The 18,982-nt window shown below is 59.2% G+C and carries 16 protein-coding genes and 3 pseudogenes; 8 read left to right on the top strand and 11 right to left on the bottom strand.

The features are described 5' to 3' along the window. Positions 1 to 65: 65 nt before the first annotated feature. From ABTV22_RS11065 to tusD, 6 genes are all read right to left on the bottom strand, one after another. Positions 66 to 1,067 (bottom strand): glutathione S-transferase family protein, encoded by a 1,002-nt coding sequence (locus ABTV22_RS11065; RefSeq protein ID WP_433740131.1) that lies wholly within the window; start codon positions 1,065 to 1,067, stop codon positions 66 to 68. Positions 1,068 to 1,157: 90 nt separating this feature from the next. Continuing rightward, complete coding sequence (locus ABTV22_RS11070; protein WP_433740133.1) at positions 1,158 to 2,159, bottom strand: glycosyl transferase family protein; 1,002 nt, start codon at positions 2,157 to 2,159, stop codon at positions 1,158 to 1,160. Then, on the bottom strand, positions 2,156 to 2,491 hold the full coding sequence (locus ABTV22_RS11075; RefSeq protein WP_433740134.1) for a TusE/DsrC/DsvC family sulfur relay protein: 336 nt from the start codon (positions 2,489 to 2,491) through the stop codon (positions 2,156 to 2,158). The genes ABTV22_RS11070 and ABTV22_RS11075 overlap by 4 nt, the downstream gene beginning before the upstream one ends. Beyond that, positions 2,488 to 2,781 carry a sulfurtransferase complex subunit TusB gene (gene tusB, locus ABTV22_RS11080; RefSeq protein WP_433740136.1) on the bottom strand — a complete coding sequence of 98 codons (294 nt, stop codon included), beginning with the start codon at positions 2,779 to 2,781 and terminating at the stop codon, positions 2,488 to 2,490. The genes ABTV22_RS11075 and tusB overlap by 4 nt, the downstream gene beginning before the upstream one ends. Then, complete coding sequence (gene tusC / locus ABTV22_RS11085) at positions 2,781 to 3,143, bottom strand: sulfurtransferase complex subunit TusC (protein WP_433740138.1); 363 nt, start codon at positions 3,141 to 3,143, stop codon at positions 2,781 to 2,783. The genes tusB and tusC overlap by 1 nt, the downstream gene beginning before the upstream one ends. A gap of 1 nt (position 3,144) precedes the next feature. After that, a complete protein-coding gene (gene tusD / locus ABTV22_RS11090; protein ID WP_433740139.1) occupies positions 3,145 to 3,537 on the bottom strand; it encodes a sulfurtransferase complex subunit TusD in 393 nt (130 codons plus the stop codon). 699 nt (positions 3,538 to 4,236) lie between these two features. Here tusD and ABTV22_RS11095 point away from each other — a divergent pair. Further along, a pseudogene (locus ABTV22_RS11095) lies at positions 4,237 to 4,600 on the top strand (tautomerase family protein). Between the two features lie 455 nt (positions 4,601 to 5,055). On the opposite strand, the gene ABTV22_RS11100 reads toward ABTV22_RS11095, so the two are convergent. Next, complete coding sequence (locus ABTV22_RS11100; protein ID WP_433735495.1) at positions 5,056 to 5,562, bottom strand: glycine zipper domain-containing protein; 507 nt, start codon at positions 5,560 to 5,562, stop codon at positions 5,056 to 5,058. A gap of 1,006 nt (positions 5,563 to 6,568) precedes the next feature. On the opposite strand from ABTV22_RS11100, the gene ABTV22_RS11105 reads away from it, so the two are divergent. Next, positions 6,569 to 6,928 (top strand): DUF6124 family protein, encoded by a 360-nt coding sequence (locus ABTV22_RS11105; RefSeq protein ID WP_433740140.1) that lies wholly within the window; start codon positions 6,569 to 6,571, stop codon positions 6,926 to 6,928. A gap of 875 nt (positions 6,929 to 7,803) precedes the next feature. Further along, positions 7,804 to 8,481 carry a phosphoribosyltransferase gene (locus ABTV22_RS11110; protein WP_433740142.1) on the top strand — a complete coding sequence of 226 codons (678 nt, stop codon included), beginning with the start codon at positions 7,804 to 7,806 and terminating at the stop codon, positions 8,479 to 8,481. On the opposite strand, the gene ABTV22_RS11115 is transcribed toward ABTV22_RS11110, so the two are convergent. After that, the gene (locus tag ABTV22_RS11115; protein WP_433740144.1) at positions 8,482 to 9,123 is read right to left on the bottom strand and encodes a glycoside hydrolase family 19 protein; all 642 of its coding nucleotides are present in this window, start codon (positions 9,121 to 9,123) and stop codon (positions 8,482 to 8,484) included. A 228-nt stretch (positions 9,124 to 9,351) separates the two neighbouring features. Here ABTV22_RS11115 and ABTV22_RS11120 point away from each other — a divergent pair, with 228 nt between their 5' ends. Together ABTV22_RS11120 and ABTV22_RS11125 are read left to right on the top strand one after the other, a co-directional pair. After that, positions 9,352 to 9,921, top strand: a complete 570-nt coding sequence (locus ABTV22_RS11120; RefSeq protein ID WP_433740145.1) for a YceI family protein — start codon at positions 9,352 to 9,354, stop codon at positions 9,919 to 9,921. 39 nt (positions 9,922 to 9,960) lie between these two features. Beyond that, positions 9,961 to 11,013, top strand: coding sequence for a DUF2235 domain-containing protein (locus ABTV22_RS11125; protein ID WP_433740147.1), 1,053 nt, complete (start codon positions 9,961 to 9,963; stop codon positions 11,011 to 11,013). Between the two features lie 83 nt (positions 11,014 to 11,096). On the opposite strand, the pseudogene ABTV22_RS11130 reads toward ABTV22_RS11125, so the two are convergent. Next, positions 11,097 to 14,500: pseudogene (locus tag ABTV22_RS11130) on the bottom strand (Ig-like domain-containing protein). A gap of 448 nt (positions 14,501 to 14,948) precedes the next feature. Here ABTV22_RS11130 and ABTV22_RS11135 point away from each other — a divergent pair. Continuing rightward, positions 14,949 to 15,671 carry a GNAT family N-acetyltransferase gene (locus ABTV22_RS11135; protein WP_433740149.1) on the top strand — a complete coding sequence of 241 codons (723 nt, stop codon included), beginning with the start codon at positions 14,949 to 14,951 and terminating at the stop codon, positions 15,669 to 15,671. Between the two features lie 400 nt (positions 15,672 to 16,071). On the opposite strand, the pseudogene ABTV22_RS11140 reads toward ABTV22_RS11135, so the two are convergent. Both ABTV22_RS11140 and ABTV22_RS11145 read right to left on the bottom strand, forming a co-directional pair. Continuing rightward, positions 16,072 to 16,275 (bottom strand): annotated as a pseudogene (locus ABTV22_RS11140) (P1 family peptidase); the annotation flags it as partial. A gap of 69 nt (positions 16,276 to 16,344) precedes the next feature. Then, on the bottom strand, positions 16,345 to 17,286 hold the full coding sequence (locus ABTV22_RS11145) for a class I SAM-dependent methyltransferase (RefSeq protein WP_433740151.1): 942 nt from the start codon (positions 17,284 to 17,286) through the stop codon (positions 16,345 to 16,347). A gap of 282 nt (positions 17,287 to 17,568) precedes the next feature. On the opposite strand from ABTV22_RS11145, the gene ABTV22_RS11150 reads away from it, so the two are divergent. After that, positions 17,569 to 18,186, top strand: coding sequence for a cytochrome b/b6 domain-containing protein (locus tag ABTV22_RS11150; protein ID WP_433740153.1), 618 nt, complete (start codon positions 17,569 to 17,571; stop codon positions 18,184 to 18,186). Then, positions 18,183 to 18,968 carry a molybdopterin-dependent oxidoreductase gene (locus ABTV22_RS11155; protein WP_433740155.1) on the top strand — a complete coding sequence of 262 codons (786 nt, stop codon included), beginning with the start codon at positions 18,183 to 18,185 and terminating at the stop codon, positions 18,966 to 18,968. Before ABTV22_RS11150 ends, ABTV22_RS11155 begins: the two co-directional genes overlap by 4 nt. Positions 18,969 to 18,982 lie beyond the last annotated feature (14 nt).

Consider the following 18,982-nt stretch of genomic DNA (forward strand, 5'->3'; position numbering starts at 1 on the left):
TCGGCACAAATCAAATGTGGGAGCGAGCCATGCTCGCGAAGAGGCCTTCAAAAACAACACAAATCTTAAACCCTGCGCCAAACCCCTTTCCCGCTCAACCGCTCCCGATCATGGGCTGCGGTGAAATCCTGCGCCGGACCTTTGGGCACGACACCCGTCGGGTTGATGGTCTTGTGGCTGCCGTAGTAGTGGTGCTTGATGTGGGTGAAGTCCACCGTCTCGGCAACCCCCGGCCACTGATAAATCTCCCGCAACCAGTTCGACAGATTCGGATAATCGGCAATTCGCCGCAGGTTGCACTTGAAGTGGCCGTGATACACCGCGTCGAAACGGATCAGCGTGGTGAACAGGCGGATGTCGGCTTCGGTCAGGTACTCGCCCGTCAGGTAGCGGTTGGCGCTCAGCAACTGCTCCAGATGATCCAGCTCGGCAAACACCTCATCGAACGCGGCTTCGTACGCCTGCTGCGAAGTGGCAAACCCGGCGCGGTACACGCCGTTGTTCACCGCCGGATAAATGCGTTCGTTCAGCGTGTCGATTTCACTGCGCAGCGGTGCCGGGTAGAAATCCAGGTCATTGCCGGTCAAGTCATCGAAGGCGCTGTTGAGCATGCGGATGATTTCCGCCGATTCGTTGTTGACGATGCGTTTTTGCTGTTTATCCCACAGCACCGGCACGGTGACGCGGCCGGTATAGTCGGCGGTATCGGCGGTGTAGCGCTGGTGCATGAAGTCCAGGTGATCGAGCTTGTCGCCGGTTGATCCCAGGGACTTGTCGAAGGTCCAGCCGTTTTCCAGCATCAGCCAGCTGACCACCGACACGTCGATCAGGCTTTCCAGGCCCTTGAGTTTGCGCAGGATCAGTGTGCGATGGGCCCAGGGGCAGGCGAGGGATACATAGAGGTGGTAGCGACCGGGTTCGGCGACAAAGCCACCGATGCCGCTCGGGCCGGGTTGGCCGTCAGCGGTGACCCAGTTGCGGCGCTGCGCCTGTTCGCGCTGGAACGCGCCGTCCTTGCTGCTTTCGTACCACTTGTCCTGCCAGCGACCGTCGACTAACAAACCCATGTCCGAGACTCCTCAACCGATAAGCGTTGGAGAAGAGTCTAGTCCGATAGGTTCGATAAAAAAGCGCAAAGACTGCAGTGTCATTATCGATTAAATCGATTTGTCTCGCGCATCCCAGTAGCGCTGGGCGGTTTCGAACGCCTGCTCGCGGGGTTGGCCGAGACCGCGCAAGGCCAGGGCCATGGTCGAGATCAGGGCCATCTGCGGATAGCTGTCGACCACATCGCCACGCCACACGGCCTTCAGATGTTCAGGGTCGAGGCTGGCCGGTTTGACGTGGCGCTGGCTCGACAGCTGCGGCCATTCTTCGTCCCAGCTTTCGCCGCCAGTGGTGCCGTACAGATGACTGTCGGTGTCCGGGTTGATCTCAATCTCGCCGCCATCGCCCTTGACCACAATCACCGTGTCGCCGAGCAGGCCGCTGGCGTCGCGATGCACCGCCTGATAGCCGGGGTGGAAAATGCTTTGCAGGCCGCAACGGGCGCCCAGTGGATTGAGAATCCGCGCCAGGGAGTGGATCGGCGAGCGCAGGCCCAGGGTATTGCGCAGGTCGATCATCCGTTGCAGTTGCGGTGCCCAGTCCACCAACGGCATGAAGGCCAGGCCACCGTTATCCAGTGCTGCACCCACCTGCTGCCAGTTGCGGCACAACGGGATTTTCAAGTCATCCAACAATTGCTCGCTGTACAGCCGGCCTGCCGTGTGCGCGCCGCCGCCGTGCATGAAAATCCGCACACCGTTCTGCGCCAGGCACTTGGCGGCCAACAGGTACCACGGCAGGTGTCGCTTCTTGCCGGCGTAGGTTGGCCAATCCAGGTCGACATTCAATGCCGGTGCCTGCAACCGCTCACGCAGCGCCTCGGTGAACCCGGCCATTTCTTCTGCGCTTTCTTCCTTGTGCCGCAACAACATCAGGAAAGCGCCGAGCTGGGTCGCCTCGACCTGCTCATCGAGCACCATGCCCATGGCCTGGCGCGCCTCTTCACGGGTCAGGTCGCGGGCGCCGCGTTTGCCTTTACCGAGGATGCGCACGAACTGGGCAAACGGGTGTTCGGCGGGCGTTTCGAGGGTCAGCGCTGGGTAGTCGGTCATAAGCAATTCGTCGGTTTGGGCAGGCCCGCCAGTTTCGCGGCGAGTTTGGCGGGGGTGCCTTTGAACAATCGGTTCAGGTGCAAGCTGTTGCCCTTGTCGGGGCCGAGCTTCAAGGCGGTGTATTTGATCAGTGGCCGGGTGGCTGGCGACAGTTGGAACTCGGCATAGAAACTGCGCAGCAGTTCGAGGATTTCCCAGTGTTCGGGGCTCAACTGGATGTCTTCGGCGGCTGCCAGGGCGCTGGCGACGTCAGCAGACCAGTCGCTCAATTCGACCAGGAAGCCGTCCTTGTCCAACTCGATGGCGCGTGCGCCGACGGTCAATACCTTCATAGCCAGCTGTTGACCTTGTCGTGGTGGATCGACAACTCGACGAAGGCCGGATAATCGATGGCCTCGGCCCAGTCTGGCACCGCGATGGCCCGCGCCTGGGCGTCTTCGGCCAGGACATAGAGTTTCAGGCCGCGTGCATTGAGTGCCGCGTACGGCGCGGTGCCCGGCTGCAAGGCGTAGGCCGCGTCGCCGGACAGCAACAGTGCATCGCTGGCGCCGATCAGGCGCAGGCAACTGGTCAGGCGGTCGTCGCCGAACGGGGAATGAGACAACACATGCAAGGTCGACATCAGAGGGTGATCACCTGGTCGTAACGGTCAATGAGGGCGGTGATTTCATGGGTGGCCAGCACCCGAGCTTCTTCCAGTGCCAGGGCGTTTGGGTCCAGGCCGCGCTGGGCTACGCTGTCGGCACAGGCAAACAGCTCTTCGACACCGAACATCGGCAAGGCCTGCAAGTTGGCGCTCAAGTCTTTCTGTTGCAGGGCCTTGGCGTCCTGTTTCGCGGCGAGTTGGAACACGCCGTCATCGAGAAACAGCAGGCCGATCGGCAAATCGAAAGCGCCGCCCGCCAGGACGATGTCCAGTGCTTCCCGTGCACTCGGCCCGGACCACGGTGCCTGACGGCTGATGATCAATAGGGATTTAGCCATTTCAAGCGCCTCCGAAACAGATCAGTCGGTCGGCGTCCTGCGCCGCGTCATGCAACTGACCCAGGCCTGACAGTTCCCAGGGCGTGCCGACGGCGACAGCTTCGCGTTGATAGCGCTTGGCTTCTTCCTCATTCAACACCCCACGGCGCAGGGCGGCGGCAATGCACACCACACCGTCCAATTGATGTTCGCTGACAAAGGCGCGCCACTGCTTGGGCAGGTCCAGTTCGTCCTGTGGCGTGACCACGCTGGTGGACGCGTTGTAGACGCCATCCTGATAGAAAAACAGCCGGACAATCTCATGCCCACCGGCCAGCACGGCCTGGGCGAACAGCAAGGCGCGGCGCGAGGAGGGCGCATGGGCGGCGCTAAAAACGGCGATGGCAAACTTCATGACGGACTCGATCAGCGAAACTGCGGCCATGATAAAGCTTTATGAGTGGACCGGCGAAGGGCGTTTACCATCACTCCCCTGTAGGAGCTGCCGCAGGCTGCGATCTTTTGATTTTGTTCAGGATCAAAAGATCGCAGCCTCGTTGCACTCGGCAGCTCCTACATTGGGTCGTGTTTACCGGTTGAATGCGGCCAATTCAGGGATTAAAAAGTTGCTTGGGGGCTCAGCTTTCATAAGCGCGAAATAAGCTGTCCAGAGAGATAAGAATAAGTTCGTTGTCATCAATAGCTGAAATAGTAGGTGCGTTGAACATATAAAACCCTTGCGTCATTACGAGTAGCACAAGCGGTTGTCCGTCATACTTGCAGGATGCGCGCTCCAAGAACGCGAAATAACATGCGTGCGTATATACGGCGATGAATTAACGCCGACTGTGTAGGAGCTGCCGCAGGCTGCGATCTTTTGATCTTTGTTATTAAAAGATCGCAGCCTCGTTGCACTCGACAGCTCCTACAGTTCCTACCGTGCCTACAGCCAAGTTGTCTTCGATAAAGGACGTTGTACCGCGTGCACGTTTCAAAGAAACATTCGCGGTAATCGCGCAGCAACGCTTCGACAGCAGACAGTCGGCGCGTGCTTTGGGAAATGTCTGTCAGGCAGTCGGCAAAACACCGCGGTTCGCGAGCCTTAAAGCGGCTTGTGTCACGTGGGGCTTCGGCTTGGAAGGGCAGCTCTGGAGTCGTCAGCGCGAGTTGCTTGCACGACGCCTTGGACGAGAGCTTCGACGTGCCGAAGACTGATCGCTTCCAGGCCATTCACCAACATGAAATCGGCGAGCTGATATTCGATCCCCACTACTTGGGCGGACCGCGTAGCCATGACTTTGTGCTGATCGCGATAACCGCAGGCCGTCCTCGAAGTGTTGAGACCAAGCAGCGTTTTTTACCGCGATCTGGTTGAAAAATTGGGATGAGCGACGGGTCTGAACGCGGAGGATGTCATGGTGGTGATCTCCACTACGGCCGGTGATGATTGGTCGTTTGGTGGCGGGCGGGGCAACTAGCCTCCGGGTTTACGCATCGTCTGTATTGACGCAGGGCATGAGTTATCAGATGGATAACAATGCTGAGGGACATTGGGCATTTACCACCACAGGGACGACGTTGGTTATTGTGGTTTAGTCGTGGGAGCGGAGTTGCATACCGCACCCACGCATTCCCCAGATAGCCAATGAAGCCGTAATCTGGAGTCTGAAGTATACGTGTGCGAATGACTTCTTTTGGCCGGTTTCTGCCTGTCACCAAGGGCGGCAATCGACCCAAAGCGGACTCATGTCCTACTTTTTACCAACATTCAAATGATTTGATTGTTGCTCCTGGCACATCCACCGCCACTGATATGCTTAGGAAGATTGAGGCTTGCAGAAATGGTTCGGGCAGCCTAGGGGGACTGGAGATGTTGGTCTAGCCGGCCGCGACTGCTGCGGCCAGCCCTTCCAATGGGCCTGTAACGCGGGGATCAGTCTTGGTCGTCGTTGTCGTCGTCGTGCCATTTTTTGTGGTGTTTGCGCCATCCATAGTGATGGCCACGGTCGTGGTGGTGACGACGCCAGCCGCGATCGTCGTCATAGTAACCACCACGGTAGCGATGACCACTTTCATCATCATATTCCCGGCCCATGTGATTGCCCAGGGCGCCGCCTACACCGCCACCGGCTGCCGCGCCGATCAGGCTGCCAGTGGTGCCGCCCATCTTGCGACCTACCACGTTACCGCCGGCTGCGCCCAGTGCGCCGCCAATGGCCGCTTCGCCACGGCTGTGTTTGTTGGCGCCCACCGCACCACCGGCCGCGCCACCCACGCCTGCGCCGATTGCCGAGCCGGTGCTGCCGCCGATCGACTGGCCGACCACCGAGCCCAATACTCCGCCCAATGCGCCGCCTATGCCTGCTTCGGTATTGCCGCCTGCCGACGCAACGCCGCTTAACAGGCCAAGCGACAACAAGAGAATCGAGGAGTACTTCATTTATGAAAACCTCAAAGGGGTGCCGAGGCGATCCTGAGGCTCTGGACGGGGGCTTACAATTGAAATCCGACGAGTAACACGACTTGGCACAATTCTCTAAGTTGCTGTTTTTTCACTGAAACTTTAGGGGTTTTCGGCGGTCCTAGGCTAATTGCGACAGGCCTTTTCAGAGATGGAAAGGCCTTTTTTTGGGGGCGAAAAAACCGCTAACCAAGCTAGTGGTCTGTGCAACTACCCAAATCCGCTATGACTCTTCAGCCCGTCGCGTCCCGCTTGAGTTATCACGTATCCATCCGAGCCGTTTCACTCAAGAAAGCCGCGCTTTACCAGTGAATCGATTGTCCTGTAAGAGTAAGTTTCTAATTCGTCAGGCCCGCGCTGAAACCTACCTTCAACAAAAAGAATGTAACCAAGGGAAGCAAAATTCAGTGCCACGCCTTGGAGGTCCGTCAGTTTGACCCTGGCCGTTTCTGCCCCTCACGGAGGGCCGTTATGGGTCGAAAGCGCACAGAGTGGAAAGTCCGCTTTTGGCCGAATACGGACTGATCAAGCCCCCACGTGGCTCGTACCATTTACGACAAATACACCAAACGCCTTCTCAATTTCTCAAGCTTCCCACTCACACAGGACACGTTCACCTACTCATTAAACGTCACCCGAAAGAGCTTGTTTAAAAGCACTTGCGGTTACGGGATGAGGGCTACAAAACCTTGCGTCGCTGCCTACGGTTACGCCAGAATCCGCCGGCTTGTGCACCTTGGGGCTGCTCGGTAACTTGATTCGCGTCACTGCTCATCAGTGATCGGGTTTAGCAGCCCTGGGTTGTAAGCAAGTTGCACAAGCGCTGTCAGTCAGGCATTCCCATGCCTGCACTCGATGGTGGCTGTGCGCAGGGCGCCTTCGGGCGCGCCGGCTTTGCTAGCTTCCCCGGTCTGCTAACCTGCGCACAGCTGCCTCCCTCTCGTTTAGCAGCAAGAGGCTGGGCACCCAACCAGGAAGCAAGCTTATGTTCAAGGTCACACCCAACCCCCCGGACGCCGATCCGACTTCCCCCTACGAGCCCGATTCAAACAAACTCAACGACGCCGCCGAACGCGCCCTCGATTTCCATTTCCCCTCGACAGCCGATATCAAAGCCACGCCGCGTACGCCCAGCACATTGTTCACCGTCGACCCAAAGGCGACGACGGAAACCCTTGTGGTTTATCTGGTCGAGACGCTGGCCTCGGTCGATGTGATGGTTCATCAGTTGGTGGATCATCTGGACGGTGGATCGCGACATGCGCTGTTGGGGATTTCCAACAGCGTGATGCTGGCGGAGATCACGGCCAATCGGGTGTTGGATCAGATTGATCCGCGGGAGTAGTTCGGTTGTTCTGACACATCACCTGTGGCGAGGGGATTGATTGTGGGGGAGAAAATTCATCCCCGTTGGATCGCGTAGCGGCCCGAAAAAAAGGGACTGCTACGCAGGCTAACGGCGATAAATCCTCTCACCACAGGTGTTGAGTTGATGCTGGATTTTCTAAGACTTTTAGGCCACTAAGACCAGTAGAGCAGGGCGCTTTCTACTGTACGACCACACCCAATCCCAGTGCAGTTCCTCACACCTTCACCACAGCTCTCATAACCTGCTGGTCATCCTCCAGAAACCTATGCGCGGTCTGAATCTCTTCAGCGGGTGCCCCGCCATCTACCCGCACCCAATCTTCTCCCCAAACGCTACTGGCCAACCTTGCGCACAGCACTGGCTTTCGATACGAAGCACCGAACCGTCACTGCCCAACAACTGCGTGATGCTTTTGGCGTCACTTCGTTCTGGCTGTAGTGCTCGGTGCAGGGTTACAACGCGGCAGGACCTGCATAGGGCAAGCAGTACGCAACGGCCCCCACAAGTGAATGTGGTGAAGCTGAAAATAGACCATGACCGTAATGCTGTTCACATAAGCGAATCTTGAGTCAGCAAGAAATTTGTGGCGAGGGAGCTAGTCGGGGCGCCGCATCGTCCCGCTTGAGTGCGAAGCACTCATAAAAATTGCGGTGGTTGTCAGATTTTTTGGGGCCGCTGCGCAGCCCAACGCGAGCAAGCTCGCTCGCCACAGGAGTTGGTGCGTCTCAAGATCTACTTAAGTGAACAGCATTAGACCATGACCGGGCTTGTTGTCGGTCAACACCAGGCCGACAATTCCGATGAGTGTGTGATGTAAACCGACAGGTGTGCTCGCCTGAGGAGGTTTTCAAATGAATCACTCATCACAAACCATTCTCCAGGACCGTGCCGCTGCTGGCCGGCGCCTGGTGGAGCCGTTGATGGTGTACGCCCATCGTGCCGATGTGATTGTCCTGGCCTTGCCCCGTGGCGGGGTGCCGGTGGCTTATGAAGTGGCCACCGCCCTTGAGGTGCCCCTGGACCTGATGCTGGTGCGCAAGCTCGGGGTGCCGTCGAACCCGGAGTTCGCCATGGGCGCGATTGCCAGTGGCGGCATACAGATTCTCAATGAAGAAGCGCTGCGGGGGCATCCGATCGACAAGGCGGCATTCGATGCCGTGGTGGTCCGGGAGACGAAAGAGTTACTGCGCCGCGAGCAGGTGTATCGCGGGTCGCGCGCGCCGCTGCAACTCAAGGATCAGGTGGTGATCCTGATCGACGACGGCCTGGCCACCGGCGCCTCGATGATGGCGGCGATCCACGCGGTACGGGTTCACGCGCCGGCGCGGATCGTTGTTGCCGTACCTGTGGCACCAATTGAAACCGCCGAGGCGTTGCGCCGTGAAGTGGACGAGCTGATCTGCCCGCTGATCCCCGATTGGTTGATGTCGATCGGTTATTGGTACATGGATTTTTCCCAGACCTCGGATAAGGAAGTCATGGATCTGCTGCAGCGAGCGTGGCAGCGAACGGGTGTGCAGGGCGGTTGATTACCAGACATGCTTGGTTCGACGCAGCCACTCTTCCCGTTCCGCCAGGCCGATCAGGCCGCCATTGATCGCCTGTGTCACTTTGCGAAGGCTGTCTGAGTCCGCCAGCGCGTTGCACTGCTTCTCGTCCCACTCCGCCGCCGCGACAGCGACGCACCACTGTGCGCTCAGCACTTCGTCAGGCATTTCGCTGAAATCCGGAGCTTCTGGCCGCCACTGGCGGATCAGTTGCGTGGCGTGGGTGTAGCTCTCCCTGCCCGTCAATTGAATCAACCCACGACCCCGAAAAGTGAACCCGTCGTCGGTCCCTGGCTGGTTGCCCATGCGCTTGCCATACACCTCGTTCGCCAGTTTCTGCGGGTTGTGCGCGAACTGCTGAGGATCGAGAGGCCCTTTGGGCAGGAAACGACTTGGCCAGACTTTGGGCAGCCGCTCCGGGCTGTAATTGAGGTTTTCGAACTGAATGGTCAGACCGCCACACTCATGAAGGACCTGAGCCATGAAGTGCGCGACCCGCAAGGAATTATCGGAAATGCCGTAATGATCAAGCACCGGTTGGCTCTGCTCAAATGCCTCGCGGTAGCTGGATCTCGCGCTGGGTGCCAGTGTCAATATTTGCGCGAGGTTGACTTCAATGGTCATGACGGCCTCCATCTGACATGCAGGCATGAATACATCGGGGTGAGTCAGTGGCGTACTGGCAAGTGACTGATGCCGTCATAATTATAGTGTTGGCGCCGGTGTGAATTATTCCAAATTGGCCTGATGTTTAGAGCCGCTGGATTTGTTCGGGCAAGTATCGCTATCTATAGTCTTTGAGTTGTCGACACGCGCCACATCTCACCGCGCGAGCGCCGTCTGGAGAGTTGTATGAGCCTTGGATTCTGGCCTGCCTGTACACGTGTTGCCTTGCTGGCATTTGGTGTTGTGCCTGGCGTTTTTGCGGCCGAATACACCGATGTCAATCCCACCGCCAGCACCATCAGTTTCACTTACAACCAGATGGGCTCGAGGGTTTACGGCACCTTCGGCAAGTTTGAAGGCGACCTGGAATTCGACACCAGCCACCCCGAAGCTGCCCAGGCCAAATTGACGATTGACCTGCAAAGCATTGATGCGGGCAGCAGCGACGCCAACGAAGAATTGCAAAAGCCCGCCTGGTTCGACACGGCGGCTTATCCGGTGGCGGTTTTCGAGTCGACCCGATTCAAGGACCTGGGCAACAGCCGCTACCTGATCACGGGCAAACTCACCCTCCGGGGGCAGACTCGGGAAGTGTCGGTGCCCGTGCACCTGAAAGCGGAAAACGCCATCGGCATCTTCGATGGCGAGCTGGCGCTGGAGCGCAATGATTTCAAAATCGGTGAGGGTGAGTGGGCCGACACGGTTGTTTCCAACCAGATCAATATTCGCTTTCGGATAGTCGCGCCGCAGCGCTAGCGGGCGTGCAAGGGTCATCCACTGTCAAGGAGCAAGCGCATGCCAAAAAAAATCATTGTGGCCTTCGATGGCACCTGGAACCTGCCTGACCAGAAGCCGGAGATCGACGGCAACACCAGTACCAATGTGGTCAAGCTTCATGATGCGATCTTGCCCAGTCAAAAAGACGGGACGGTACAGAAAAGAATCTACGTTTCCGGCGTGGGCACCGACTGGTACGACAAGCTTGAGGGCGGGGCATTCGGGGTTGGGCTGTCGAAGAAGATCAAGGAAGGTTACCTCGCCCTGGCCAAGAGCTACGAGGAGGGCGATCAGGTGTTCATTTTCGGTTTCAGTCGCGGGGCTTATTCCGCGCGAAGCCTGGTGGGATTGATCCGTAACGTCGGGCTGCTGACCAAAAAGCACATCGACCGCGTCGATGAAGCCTACAGCCTGTACCGCACCCGCGACTCGAGCGCGGATACGGAAAACGCCAAGTTCTTTCGCGAGAGTTACTCCCGGGAAATTGACATTCACTTTTTGGGTGTCTGGGACACGGTCGGCGCATTAGGTGTCCCGTTCAAATCTGCCGAGTGGTTCAACCATAAATATTACGAGTTTCATGACACCGAGCTCAGCGGCATCGTGCGCAACGCTTTCCATGCCGTTGCCATTGATGAAAACCGCGCCAATTACGAATGCACCTTGTGGGACCCGATCGCCAAGCCGAACCAAGTGATGGAGCAGGTCTGGTTTTGCGGCGCGCATGCCAATGTGGGCGGCGGGTATGCCGATAACAATCTGTCGGATGTTCCGTTGCGCTGGATGGCCACGAAAGCCATGGACTGTGGGCTGGAATTGAACCCGAAGAAAATCCCCAAGCAACCGAACGCACTGGCGGACATTACCGACTCTTATCAGGACTTTCTTGGCGGAACCTATCGGTTGTTGAACGCACGGTATTTCCGGCCTATTGGCAAGACGCCATTCGGTCAGGAGTGCTTCGATGACAGCGTGCAACAGCGGGTGACCGCATCAGGTGCATATCGCCCGAAAAATCCCGTGGATATCTATTTGGTGGGTAATTACCGGCCGGTTAACAAAATCGGCTGATCGGCGTCGCTTTACAGGCGATTGCCCCCTGGACGAGCAACGCCCGGTCCCCATTGCAGGGACCGGGCGTTTATCGAGCTACCTCATTTCACCGATAGCGGCGCCGTCACCGACTTGCCGAAGGTCGAGGTGATGGTCACGGTTGGAGTAGACGCCGGACCTGCCCCCGTGGTGCTGGCCGTCACCCTCCAGCGAGCCCCGGTGCCGGTTGGCGTGAGGATCGCGTTACCGAGGTTGAGCGGCCCGGCGGTCGTGGCCGCGGTGACCGTCAGCGTGTTGCCCGTACCCCGTGACGTGGTGCCGGCCAGGTCCCAGGTGTAGCGGTTGTTGCTGCGCACCGAGACGGTGGCACTGGTCACCACCAGGTCTTCGTTGACTGCTGGCGCTGGCGTCACTGCCACGGAGACGGTGGCCGGCGGCGAGACGGCGTCCTTGGCATCGCTGGCCTGGTAGGTGAAGGTCGCGGTGAAGGGAGCAGGAGCACTGGCCGGTGGCGTGTAGATCACACGCGTGCCGTCGGTGGTCACCGTGCCCAGGCCGGAGTCGGGTTGAGTGAGGCCCACCACTTTGAGTGGCAGGTTACCGTCCGGATCGGTGTCGTTGGCCAGCACGTTGATGGTCACCGGTTGCCCGTTGGCGCTGGCGGCGCTGTCAGGGTTGGCCACGGGCTTTTTGTTTTCGCCTTCGTTGTTGTTGTCACCGGTGCCACCAGTGCGGAAGGTTGGCAGCGCCGCAGAACTCACGTAGGTGACACCGTCCCAGCCAGGCAGGGGCGTTGGCATCAACTGGAACTGACCCGGATGCTCGATATCCCAGCGCAGCAGCATCGAATTGTCCTCGTGCTGGGTGTTGTGGCAGTGCTCCATGTAGGTCCCGGCAAACTCGCGGAAATGGATCGCCATTTCCACATCCACCGAGCCGTCGATGCCTTCACCGATGCGATACACATCCTTGCGCGCCCATTTTTCCCATTCTGGTGGCGCCTTGCCGTCGCGGCTGAGGATGATGCCTTCTTCGAAATGCACGTGCACCGGGTGGGTCCAGCCATTGCCGCCGTTCTTGATTTTCCACACTTCCAGGGTGCCGTCGCCGGAGAACCCGGCATCGGTCGGGCCGTTGGCCAGTTGCGGTGCCGCGCTGATCCGCCGTGGGTCCATGTTGTAGCCTGGGCCGCCGTCGGTCTTGATGGTCCATGGGGCTTGGTCAGTGCCATCGGAGCGACCGAAGACGAACTCGCGATGCCGTGCCGCTTTCAGCTTGGCCTGGTCGACCGGATTGTCGCGATCGATGGTCAGCGGGATCATGATCTTGCCTTCCGGTTTGCCCGGTTTCGCCGGCTCATAATCGGCCGGGTTCATGCTCACGTCCGTGCCGCTGTAAGGCTGCACCACCAGTTGCAGGAACTTGCCGACCACAGGGTCGCCCTTGTCCCATTCCGGCCCATTGCTGCCCTGTTTGATCACCGCTTTGTACTTCTCGGACAGCACGTCGGCCAGGCTCAGTTCGTTCTTCTCCGGGCCCTTGCCGGTCTTGTGTTCCAGCAGGTTGACGAAGTAGATCTTATCGCCGGTCTTGATGCCGTTTTTCGCGAAGTTGACGATGATGTCGTAGCGTTCGGCAATGCCCTGGGTTGGCAGGGTCGCATTGTGGTCCTGCTTATCGCCGTCGCCGTCCAGGTCCATGCTGCCATCGAACGGCACGGCGTGGGCCATGAGGTTGCCGTCGTTGCCGATCATGTGGAACGGCACGCGGTTGTAGGACACGCCGGAGCCGGAAGGCCCCTGGAATTCCCCGCCATTACCAGCAACCTCACGCACCACGGCAATCTTGACGTAGCGCGACACCGAGCCATTGAGGATGCGGAAGCGATAGCTGCGCGCCCGCACTTTCAGTTTTGGCTGGTACTGCCAGTTGACCAGCATCTGGTCGCCGAGGAAGCCGTCGGTGTTGAACGGGTTGAACCACAGCTGGCCGTTCTGATCCCAGGCCTTGTCAGCCACCACCAGGTTGACGTCGTAATCGCGGTTGCCCCATGGCAGCGCAGTACCACTGGGCAGACGCAGGTTGACACCGTCTTGCACGGCTTCGTTGCCGCGATCCAGGGCACTGTAATAGTTCATCATCACCGCGTTGCCCTTGTAGACGTTCTGGGCGGTGAAATCGAGCATGTGGTCGTGGAACCAATGGGTGCTCATGGTTTCACGCCAGTCGCCACGGATCTTGATCGTGCCGTTGTCACAGGTTTTCAAACCGGGTGTGGCGTCGTTGACGAACAGGGTTTCGCCCGGCGCGCAAGGAAATGCCGCGCGAGGGTCCTGGGCGGTGGTGTTGATGGTGTCATAGCCGGCCAGTTGCAGCGGCCAGCGATAGTCGTAGTACTGCCCCGGAAAGAAAAACGCGTTGGCATAGCCATCGCTCTCGGCCGGGAGTGGCCGTTGTGCTCGTGGGTACTGATGGTGTGCAGGCCGAAGCCCATGTTGGCGGCCGGGTCGATGGGCAGGGCGTTGTAGTGACGCATCAGCACGGGTTGGCCGTAGCGGACCATCAACAGTTTGGGCGGGAAGCTGCCGTCGAAGGTCCAGAGCGCATTGTGGTTTTGAATCGGCATGTTGGGGTGAAAGCGCGCGTCGATGCCTTTGGTGGTGCCGGTCGTGGTCGGGATGTCCGAGGTCTGGTAGTAGAGCCCGCCAGGGCCGAATTCACCGACAGCGTAGTTGTGCAGTTGCTTGCGGTCGCGCAAGCCACCGTTGGTGCGCACGCCGGCCTGTACGGTCTTGTAGGCGTACTGCGGGTAGAACTCGTTCCAGCGCTGGTGCGACCAGCCTTTTCCTGGCGGACGCCCTTCGGCTGGCGAACCCACCGGATGACGGTTGAGGAAGGCTTCGATTTGCGCCTGCCAGGGGTTGCGGTCCAACACGTTGGAGAACTGCGACGGGAACGGAAAAATGCCCGGCTGGCGCAGGAAGGCGTCCAGCGCGGCGCTGGAAGGCCCGCTGCGGGCAACGAAGTTCGGGTCTTGCTGCGGTGCCGGGCCGACGGTGGGCACCGGAAAGGACAGCGACGGCGCCGGGGTCGTCGGGTCGAGTTTTTCCGGGCCGAATTCTTCGAACAACAGCAGTTGCTGAGTGAACGGCTGGGCCCCGTACAACGGGCTGGGTTTGCCGTTGGTGGGGTAGTTGAACGAGGTTTGCGCGGCCGGTGGCAGCACGTTGTCTGTGCGAGGTGTGTCGCGGTCGCCGAACACGCCATTGGGCAGGGCAATTGCGCCCTGGTTGGCTTCGGGCAGGGTTTTCAAGGCTTCCAGTGCTGCCGCCGGGTCGGCGGGTGGGTTGTAGTATGCCGACGGATCGGTCGGTGGTGGCTGGCCAACATCATCGAGCGGTGCGGCGCTGACCGAAGCCAGGCCGGCACTGATCAACAACAAAGAAACCACGCCCGGCCCTCGAAGGAAGTGGAGTGTTTTGGTATGCGATATAGCGGCTTTCATTTGGGTTCCCCTTGCATCATGCCAAGTCGGCGAAACCCGCCATCCCCATTTGGGAACGACAACTAATGCGGTAAAAAGGGGGTGTGCAACTGTTGGGCCATCATTGGTCGCGGGGAAAAAGCCGAGACTAATTAACTAGTTGTTTCAGGGTGTTTCAGCCGCGTGTCAGACAGCGGTGGGGAATATTCCTCAATTTCGGGGGGGGTTCCCTGATTTCATTGGGTTACGTTCACCACCGACCGGTGCTCCTGTCGGAGATGGCACCGAGTGGCGGTGACAAATGGCAGGGTCAAGACAGTTGCTCCCACAGGTTTTTGTGGACGCCAAAGATCGTTGTGGGAGCGGGCTTGCTCGCGAAGGGGCCGGAACATCAAAGCGAGTCATCCCGCCAGTCGCGCTATCATAGGCAGCCGCGCCACCCATGCCTTGTCCCGGAGTCATCCCCGCAATGCCCCACATCACCCATTTCAAAACCCCATGCCCCGAGCACATCAACAGCCAGATCCTGCAGTTGGTGGTCGACAACCTGACCGACATCAGCATGGTCGCGATCCCGGCGAGCAACCTGCTGTACAACATCTACCAGTACGCGATCGGTTTTGAGGTGCACCTGTATCTGGAGGCATTGAACGGGGCAAAAGGGATCGATGTGGAGCTGATCGTCGCCACGGATCTTGATGACCCGCAGCAGGTCATCGGTTTCCTGCTGTACTTGCCAGTCAAGGACGATCCCGAGGCCTGCGCCGTGGCGTACATGGCGGTGCACGCCAGCCATCGACGCCAGGGCATTGCCCGGCGGATGCTGCGCGAGATGGTCGGCCGTTATCCCCACGCTGAGCTGTCCTGTGCGGTGGTCAAGGTGCCGTATTTCGAGGCGATGGGCTTTCAAGTGGTGGGCGCGCGCGAGACCCAGGTGTTGATGAACACCCGCGACCACGGCAGTGACGGCTTGATGGCCCTGCTGGATGTGGCATCGATCTACAGCTCGCTGGAAGTGCGGCAGATCCATACCTACCTGCTGCAAAAACACGGCAAGCGGGCGATGCAGGATGCGGAAAAGCAGCGTGACCGGCATCTGGACCAACTGACACGCAAGGCGCGGGATTTTGTGCGTGAGCGGTTGGGCGACGATGCGGTGCCAGCCAGCGGCCCACGGTTGCGACTGGTCTGAACGCAAAAAATCAGGCACCACAACATCTCCGTGGGAGCGGGCTTGCTCGCGAAAGCGGTGTGCCAGGCAATGCCAATGGCGACTGACGCACCGCTTTCGCGAGCAAGCCCGCTCCCACATGGGGGGATACTCAATTTGCACAAAGCCCGGCCAGGTGCCGGGCTTTGAAGTGTCTGGATTTCATGCGGTTAAAAAAGAGCCTCAAAGCTCTTTGATGGGGAGGAGTGGAGCCGTTGAGGCTCAAGATGCGCATGAAGCAGGCGGTGAGCTTGATAGGGGTTCAATGCACTCACCACCTACGCAACGGCTTGGGCAAGCAAGCGGCTGCGCACCATCATCGTAGAAAGTTGGGGGGGCGCCCTCAAGTACCGCTAGTCGAATCCTCCCACAATTGTCAGCTTCAGCGACCTTGCCACCCGGCCTGATGCAGGGCGTTGAGCAGCGCTTCGGCGTCCAGGCCCGGTACCGCATACCCATTACCTTCGGTCGTTTCGACGGCCGACAGAGCATTGATGATGGCCTCTTCCGCAGTTTCGGTGGCTGCTAGGAACAATTCGCCGATGTGATCGTTATTGGCGTTGCTCAGGTGGTCGATGGTCGGCGCGCGTTGGCAGCTCCTACATTGGAATACGGACCTCTGTAGGCGCTGCCGCAGGCTGCGATCTTTTGCTTATCAAGGCTCCAACTTAAACACCAACGCCTTCAACCCACACTCGATATCCGCGTCCGGAAACTCCGGCGGATTGTCCAGCCGTTGCTCGAACCGCAAGCTCGGCGCTTCGCGGGTGACGCCGTCGATGAGGAAATCCGCGCCGAACGCCGGATCGTTCATGCAGGCCAGTACCGTGCCTTGCGGGCTGAGCAATTCCGGCAGGCGCCGCAGCACGCGCTGGTAGTCCTTGGTCAGCAGGAAGCTGCCTTTTTGAAACGATGGTGGGTCAATGATCACCAGGTCATACGGCCCCTTGCCGATCACCTTGCCCCAGGACTTGAACAGGTCGTGACCGAGAAAGGTGACCTTGCCCAGATCATGTCCGTTGAGCCGGTGGTTGTCACGGCCACGGCTCAGGGCCGGGCTCGACATGTCGAGGTTGACCACATGGGTCGCGCCGCCTTCGATGGCCGCCACCGAGAAGCCGCAGGTGTAGGCGAACAGATTTAACACTCGCTTGCCCTCGGCGTTGGCCCGCACCCAGTTGCGGCCATAACGCATGTCGAGGAACAGGCCGGTGTTTTGCTTGCGGCCAAGGTCCACCCGATATTTAAGGCCGCCTTCAGTGATGGCCAGTTCGTCGATTTCTTCCCCGAAAAGCCATTCGGTGGTGCTTTGCAGCAGATAGCGATGTTGCAGCAGCAAAGTGTGCGCACCGGATTGCGCCCACTCGCTCGACTGGGTGATCGTCATCAACAGTTGCTTCAAGCCTTCCAGTTGCGAAGGCTCTGGCTCCTTGAACAGCGCCACCAGCACTACGCCTTGCAACCAGTCGACCGTCACCTGCTCAAGCCCCGGCCAGCAACGGCCACGTCCGTGGAACAGGCGGCGGGTTTCGGCGGGAGCGGTTGCCAGCGCCGCAAGCAAATGGTCGTGGAGAGTGGCGAGGGCTTCGGTGTTCATGGGGTCAGGTCGGCGAATTTGCGGGGGCGGCATTTAACCATAAATGCGCTACTGGCGGATCACACATAACCCCTGTGGGAGCGGGATTGCTCGCGAATGCGGTGTGTCAGGCGCAGTTGATGTCAACTGACACTACGCCTTCGCGAGCAAGCCCGCTCCCACAGGGGCCGACACGGTTTTGGCGCTGCGAGTTATCACGAATATTTTAACTTTTCGTGAGGATTTGGCGATCTGCGCGCTCCCATACTCGGCTCCAACGAATAACAAACAAGGAGCCCGGTCATGTCGCAGTCAACTGCTTCACCCAAGGCCAGCCACCCTCGCTGGTTGCGGCTCACCCATTGGCTCAACGCCCTGGTGGTGCTGGTGATGGTCACCAGCGGCTGGCGGATCTACAACGCTTCACCGCTCTACGATTTCAGTTTTTCCAATTCGATCACCCTCGGTGGCTGGCTCGGCGGTGCGTTGCAGTGGCACTTCGCGGCGATGTGGTTGCTGGCGTTCAACGGCCTTGTGTACCTGGCCTTCAACCTGTTCAGCGGACGGCTCAAACGCCGCTTTTTCCCGGTTTCACCCAAAGGCGTACTGCACGACCTGTGGGCCGCCTTGCGCGGAAAGCTCGGCCACGCGGACCTCAGTCATTACAACCAGGTTCAACGCTTTGCCTATCTGTTTGTCATGGTGGATATCGCCCTGTTGGTGATATCCGGCCTGGTGTTATGGAAGTCGGTGCAGTTCCCGTTGTTGCGTGAATTGCTCGGCGGCTATGACACGGCGCGGCATGTGCACTTCATCGCCATGTCGCTGTTGGTGGCCTTCGTGGTGGTGCATCTGGTGATGGTCGCACTGGTTCCGAAAACCCTGCTGGCCATGATTGTCGGTCGCAAGGAGTCTGTATGAAAAAGCGCATTCAAAATCCGGATCTGGACGAGTCTGCGATCCTGACCGACGCCCGCAAGATCCTCGCGCCGCAGATCGAAGACCGCTCCCGCCGCTCGTTCCTGCTGCGTGGCCTGACCCTCGGTGGCGTGGCGATGTTGTCCGGCTGCAACCTCACTGATAACGAAAGCGTCGAGACCGCACTGTCGTCGATGTCGCGCTTCAATGATCGGGTGCAGGGCTGGCTGTTCAACCCCAACGCCATGGCACCGACCTATCCGGAGTCGATGATCACTCGGCCGTTTCCGTTCAATGCTTTCTACGGCATCGACGAAGCGCCGACGGTGGAGGAGGAGAGTTATCGCCTGGAGGTGTCGGGCCTGGTGGCGGACAAACGCAGCTGGCGTCTCGACGAGCTGCGTGCCATGGCACAGACCGACCAGATCACGCGGCATATCTGCGTCGAAGGTTGGAGCGCGATCGGCCGCTGGGGCGGTGTGCGCTTCAGCGATTTCCTCAAGCGCATCGGCGCCGACACCGACGCCAAATACGTCGGCTTCAAATGCGCCGACGACTACTACACCAGCATCGACATGGCCACCGCGCTGCATGCGCAAACTTTGTTGACGCTGACCTATGACGGCGCGGTGCTGCCACGCGAATACGGCTTCCCGATGAAGCTGCGCATGCCCACCAAGCTTGGCTACAAGAACCCCAAACACATCCAGGCGATTTTCGTCAGCAACACCTACAGCGGCGGCTACTGGGAAGACCAGGGCTACAACTGGTTTGGTGGCAGCTGACGGGCGCCACGTAA

It is taken from the genome of Pseudomonas putida (genome assembly GCF_050990305.1).
Lineage (GTDB): Bacteria > Pseudomonadota > Gammaproteobacteria > Pseudomonadales > Pseudomonadaceae > Aquipseudomonas > Aquipseudomonas putida_AH.

Bases quoted from the DNA above. Each gene is read 5' to 3' on its own strand.
- ABTV22_RS11100 (WP_433735495.1), bottom strand. From the start codon at position 5,562: ATGAAGTACTCCTCGATTCTCTTGTTGTCGCTTGGCCTGTTAAGCGGC.
- tusD (WP_433740139.1), bottom strand. From the start codon at position 3,537: ATGAAGTTTGCCATCGCCGTTTTTAGCGCCGCCCATGCGCCCTCCTCG.
- ABTV22_RS11145 (WP_433740151.1), bottom strand. From the start codon at position 17,286: ATGAACACCGAAGCCCTCGCCACTCTCCACGACCATTTGCTTGCGGCG.
- ABTV22_RS11065 (WP_433740131.1), bottom strand. From the start codon at position 1,067: ATGGGTTTGTTAGTCGACGGTCGCTGGCAGGACAAGTGGTACGAAAGC.
- tusC (WP_433740138.1), bottom strand. From the start codon at position 3,143: ATGGCTAAATCCCTATTGATCATCAGCCGTCAGGCACCGTGGTCCGGG.
- ABTV22_RS11125 (WP_433740147.1), top strand. From the start codon at position 9,961: ATGCCAAAAAAAATCATTGTGGCCTTCGATGGCACCTGGAACCTGCCT.
- tusB (WP_433740136.1), bottom strand. From the start codon at position 2,781: ATGTCGACCTTGCATGTGTTGTCTCATTCCCCGTTCGGCGACGACCGC.
- ABTV22_RS11150 (WP_433740153.1), top strand. From the start codon at position 17,569: ATGTCGCAGTCAACTGCTTCACCCAAGGCCAGCCACCCTCGCTGGTTG.
- ABTV22_RS11135 (WP_433740149.1), top strand. From the start codon at position 14,949: ATGCCCCACATCACCCATTTCAAAACCCCATGCCCCGAGCACATCAAC.
- ABTV22_RS11155 (WP_433740155.1), top strand. From the start codon at position 18,183: ATGAAAAAGCGCATTCAAAATCCGGATCTGGACGAGTCTGCGATCCTG.
- ABTV22_RS11110 (WP_433740142.1), top strand. From the start codon at position 7,804: ATGAATCACTCATCACAAACCATTCTCCAGGACCGTGCCGCTGCTGGC.
- ABTV22_RS11115 (WP_433740144.1), bottom strand. From the start codon at position 9,123: ATGACCATTGAAGTCAACCTCGCGCAAATATTGACACTGGCACCCAGC.
- ABTV22_RS11105 (WP_433740140.1), top strand. From the start codon at position 6,569: ATGTTCAAGGTCACACCCAACCCCCCGGACGCCGATCCGACTTCCCCC.
- ABTV22_RS11070 (WP_433740133.1), bottom strand. From the start codon at position 2,159: ATGACCGACTACCCAGCGCTGACCCTCGAAACGCCCGCCGAACACCCG.
- ABTV22_RS11120 (WP_433740145.1), top strand. From the start codon at position 9,352: ATGAGCCTTGGATTCTGGCCTGCCTGTACACGTGTTGCCTTGCTGGCA.
- ABTV22_RS11075 (WP_433740134.1), bottom strand. From the start codon at position 2,491: ATGAAGGTATTGACCGTCGGCGCACGCGCCATCGAGTTGGACAAGGAC.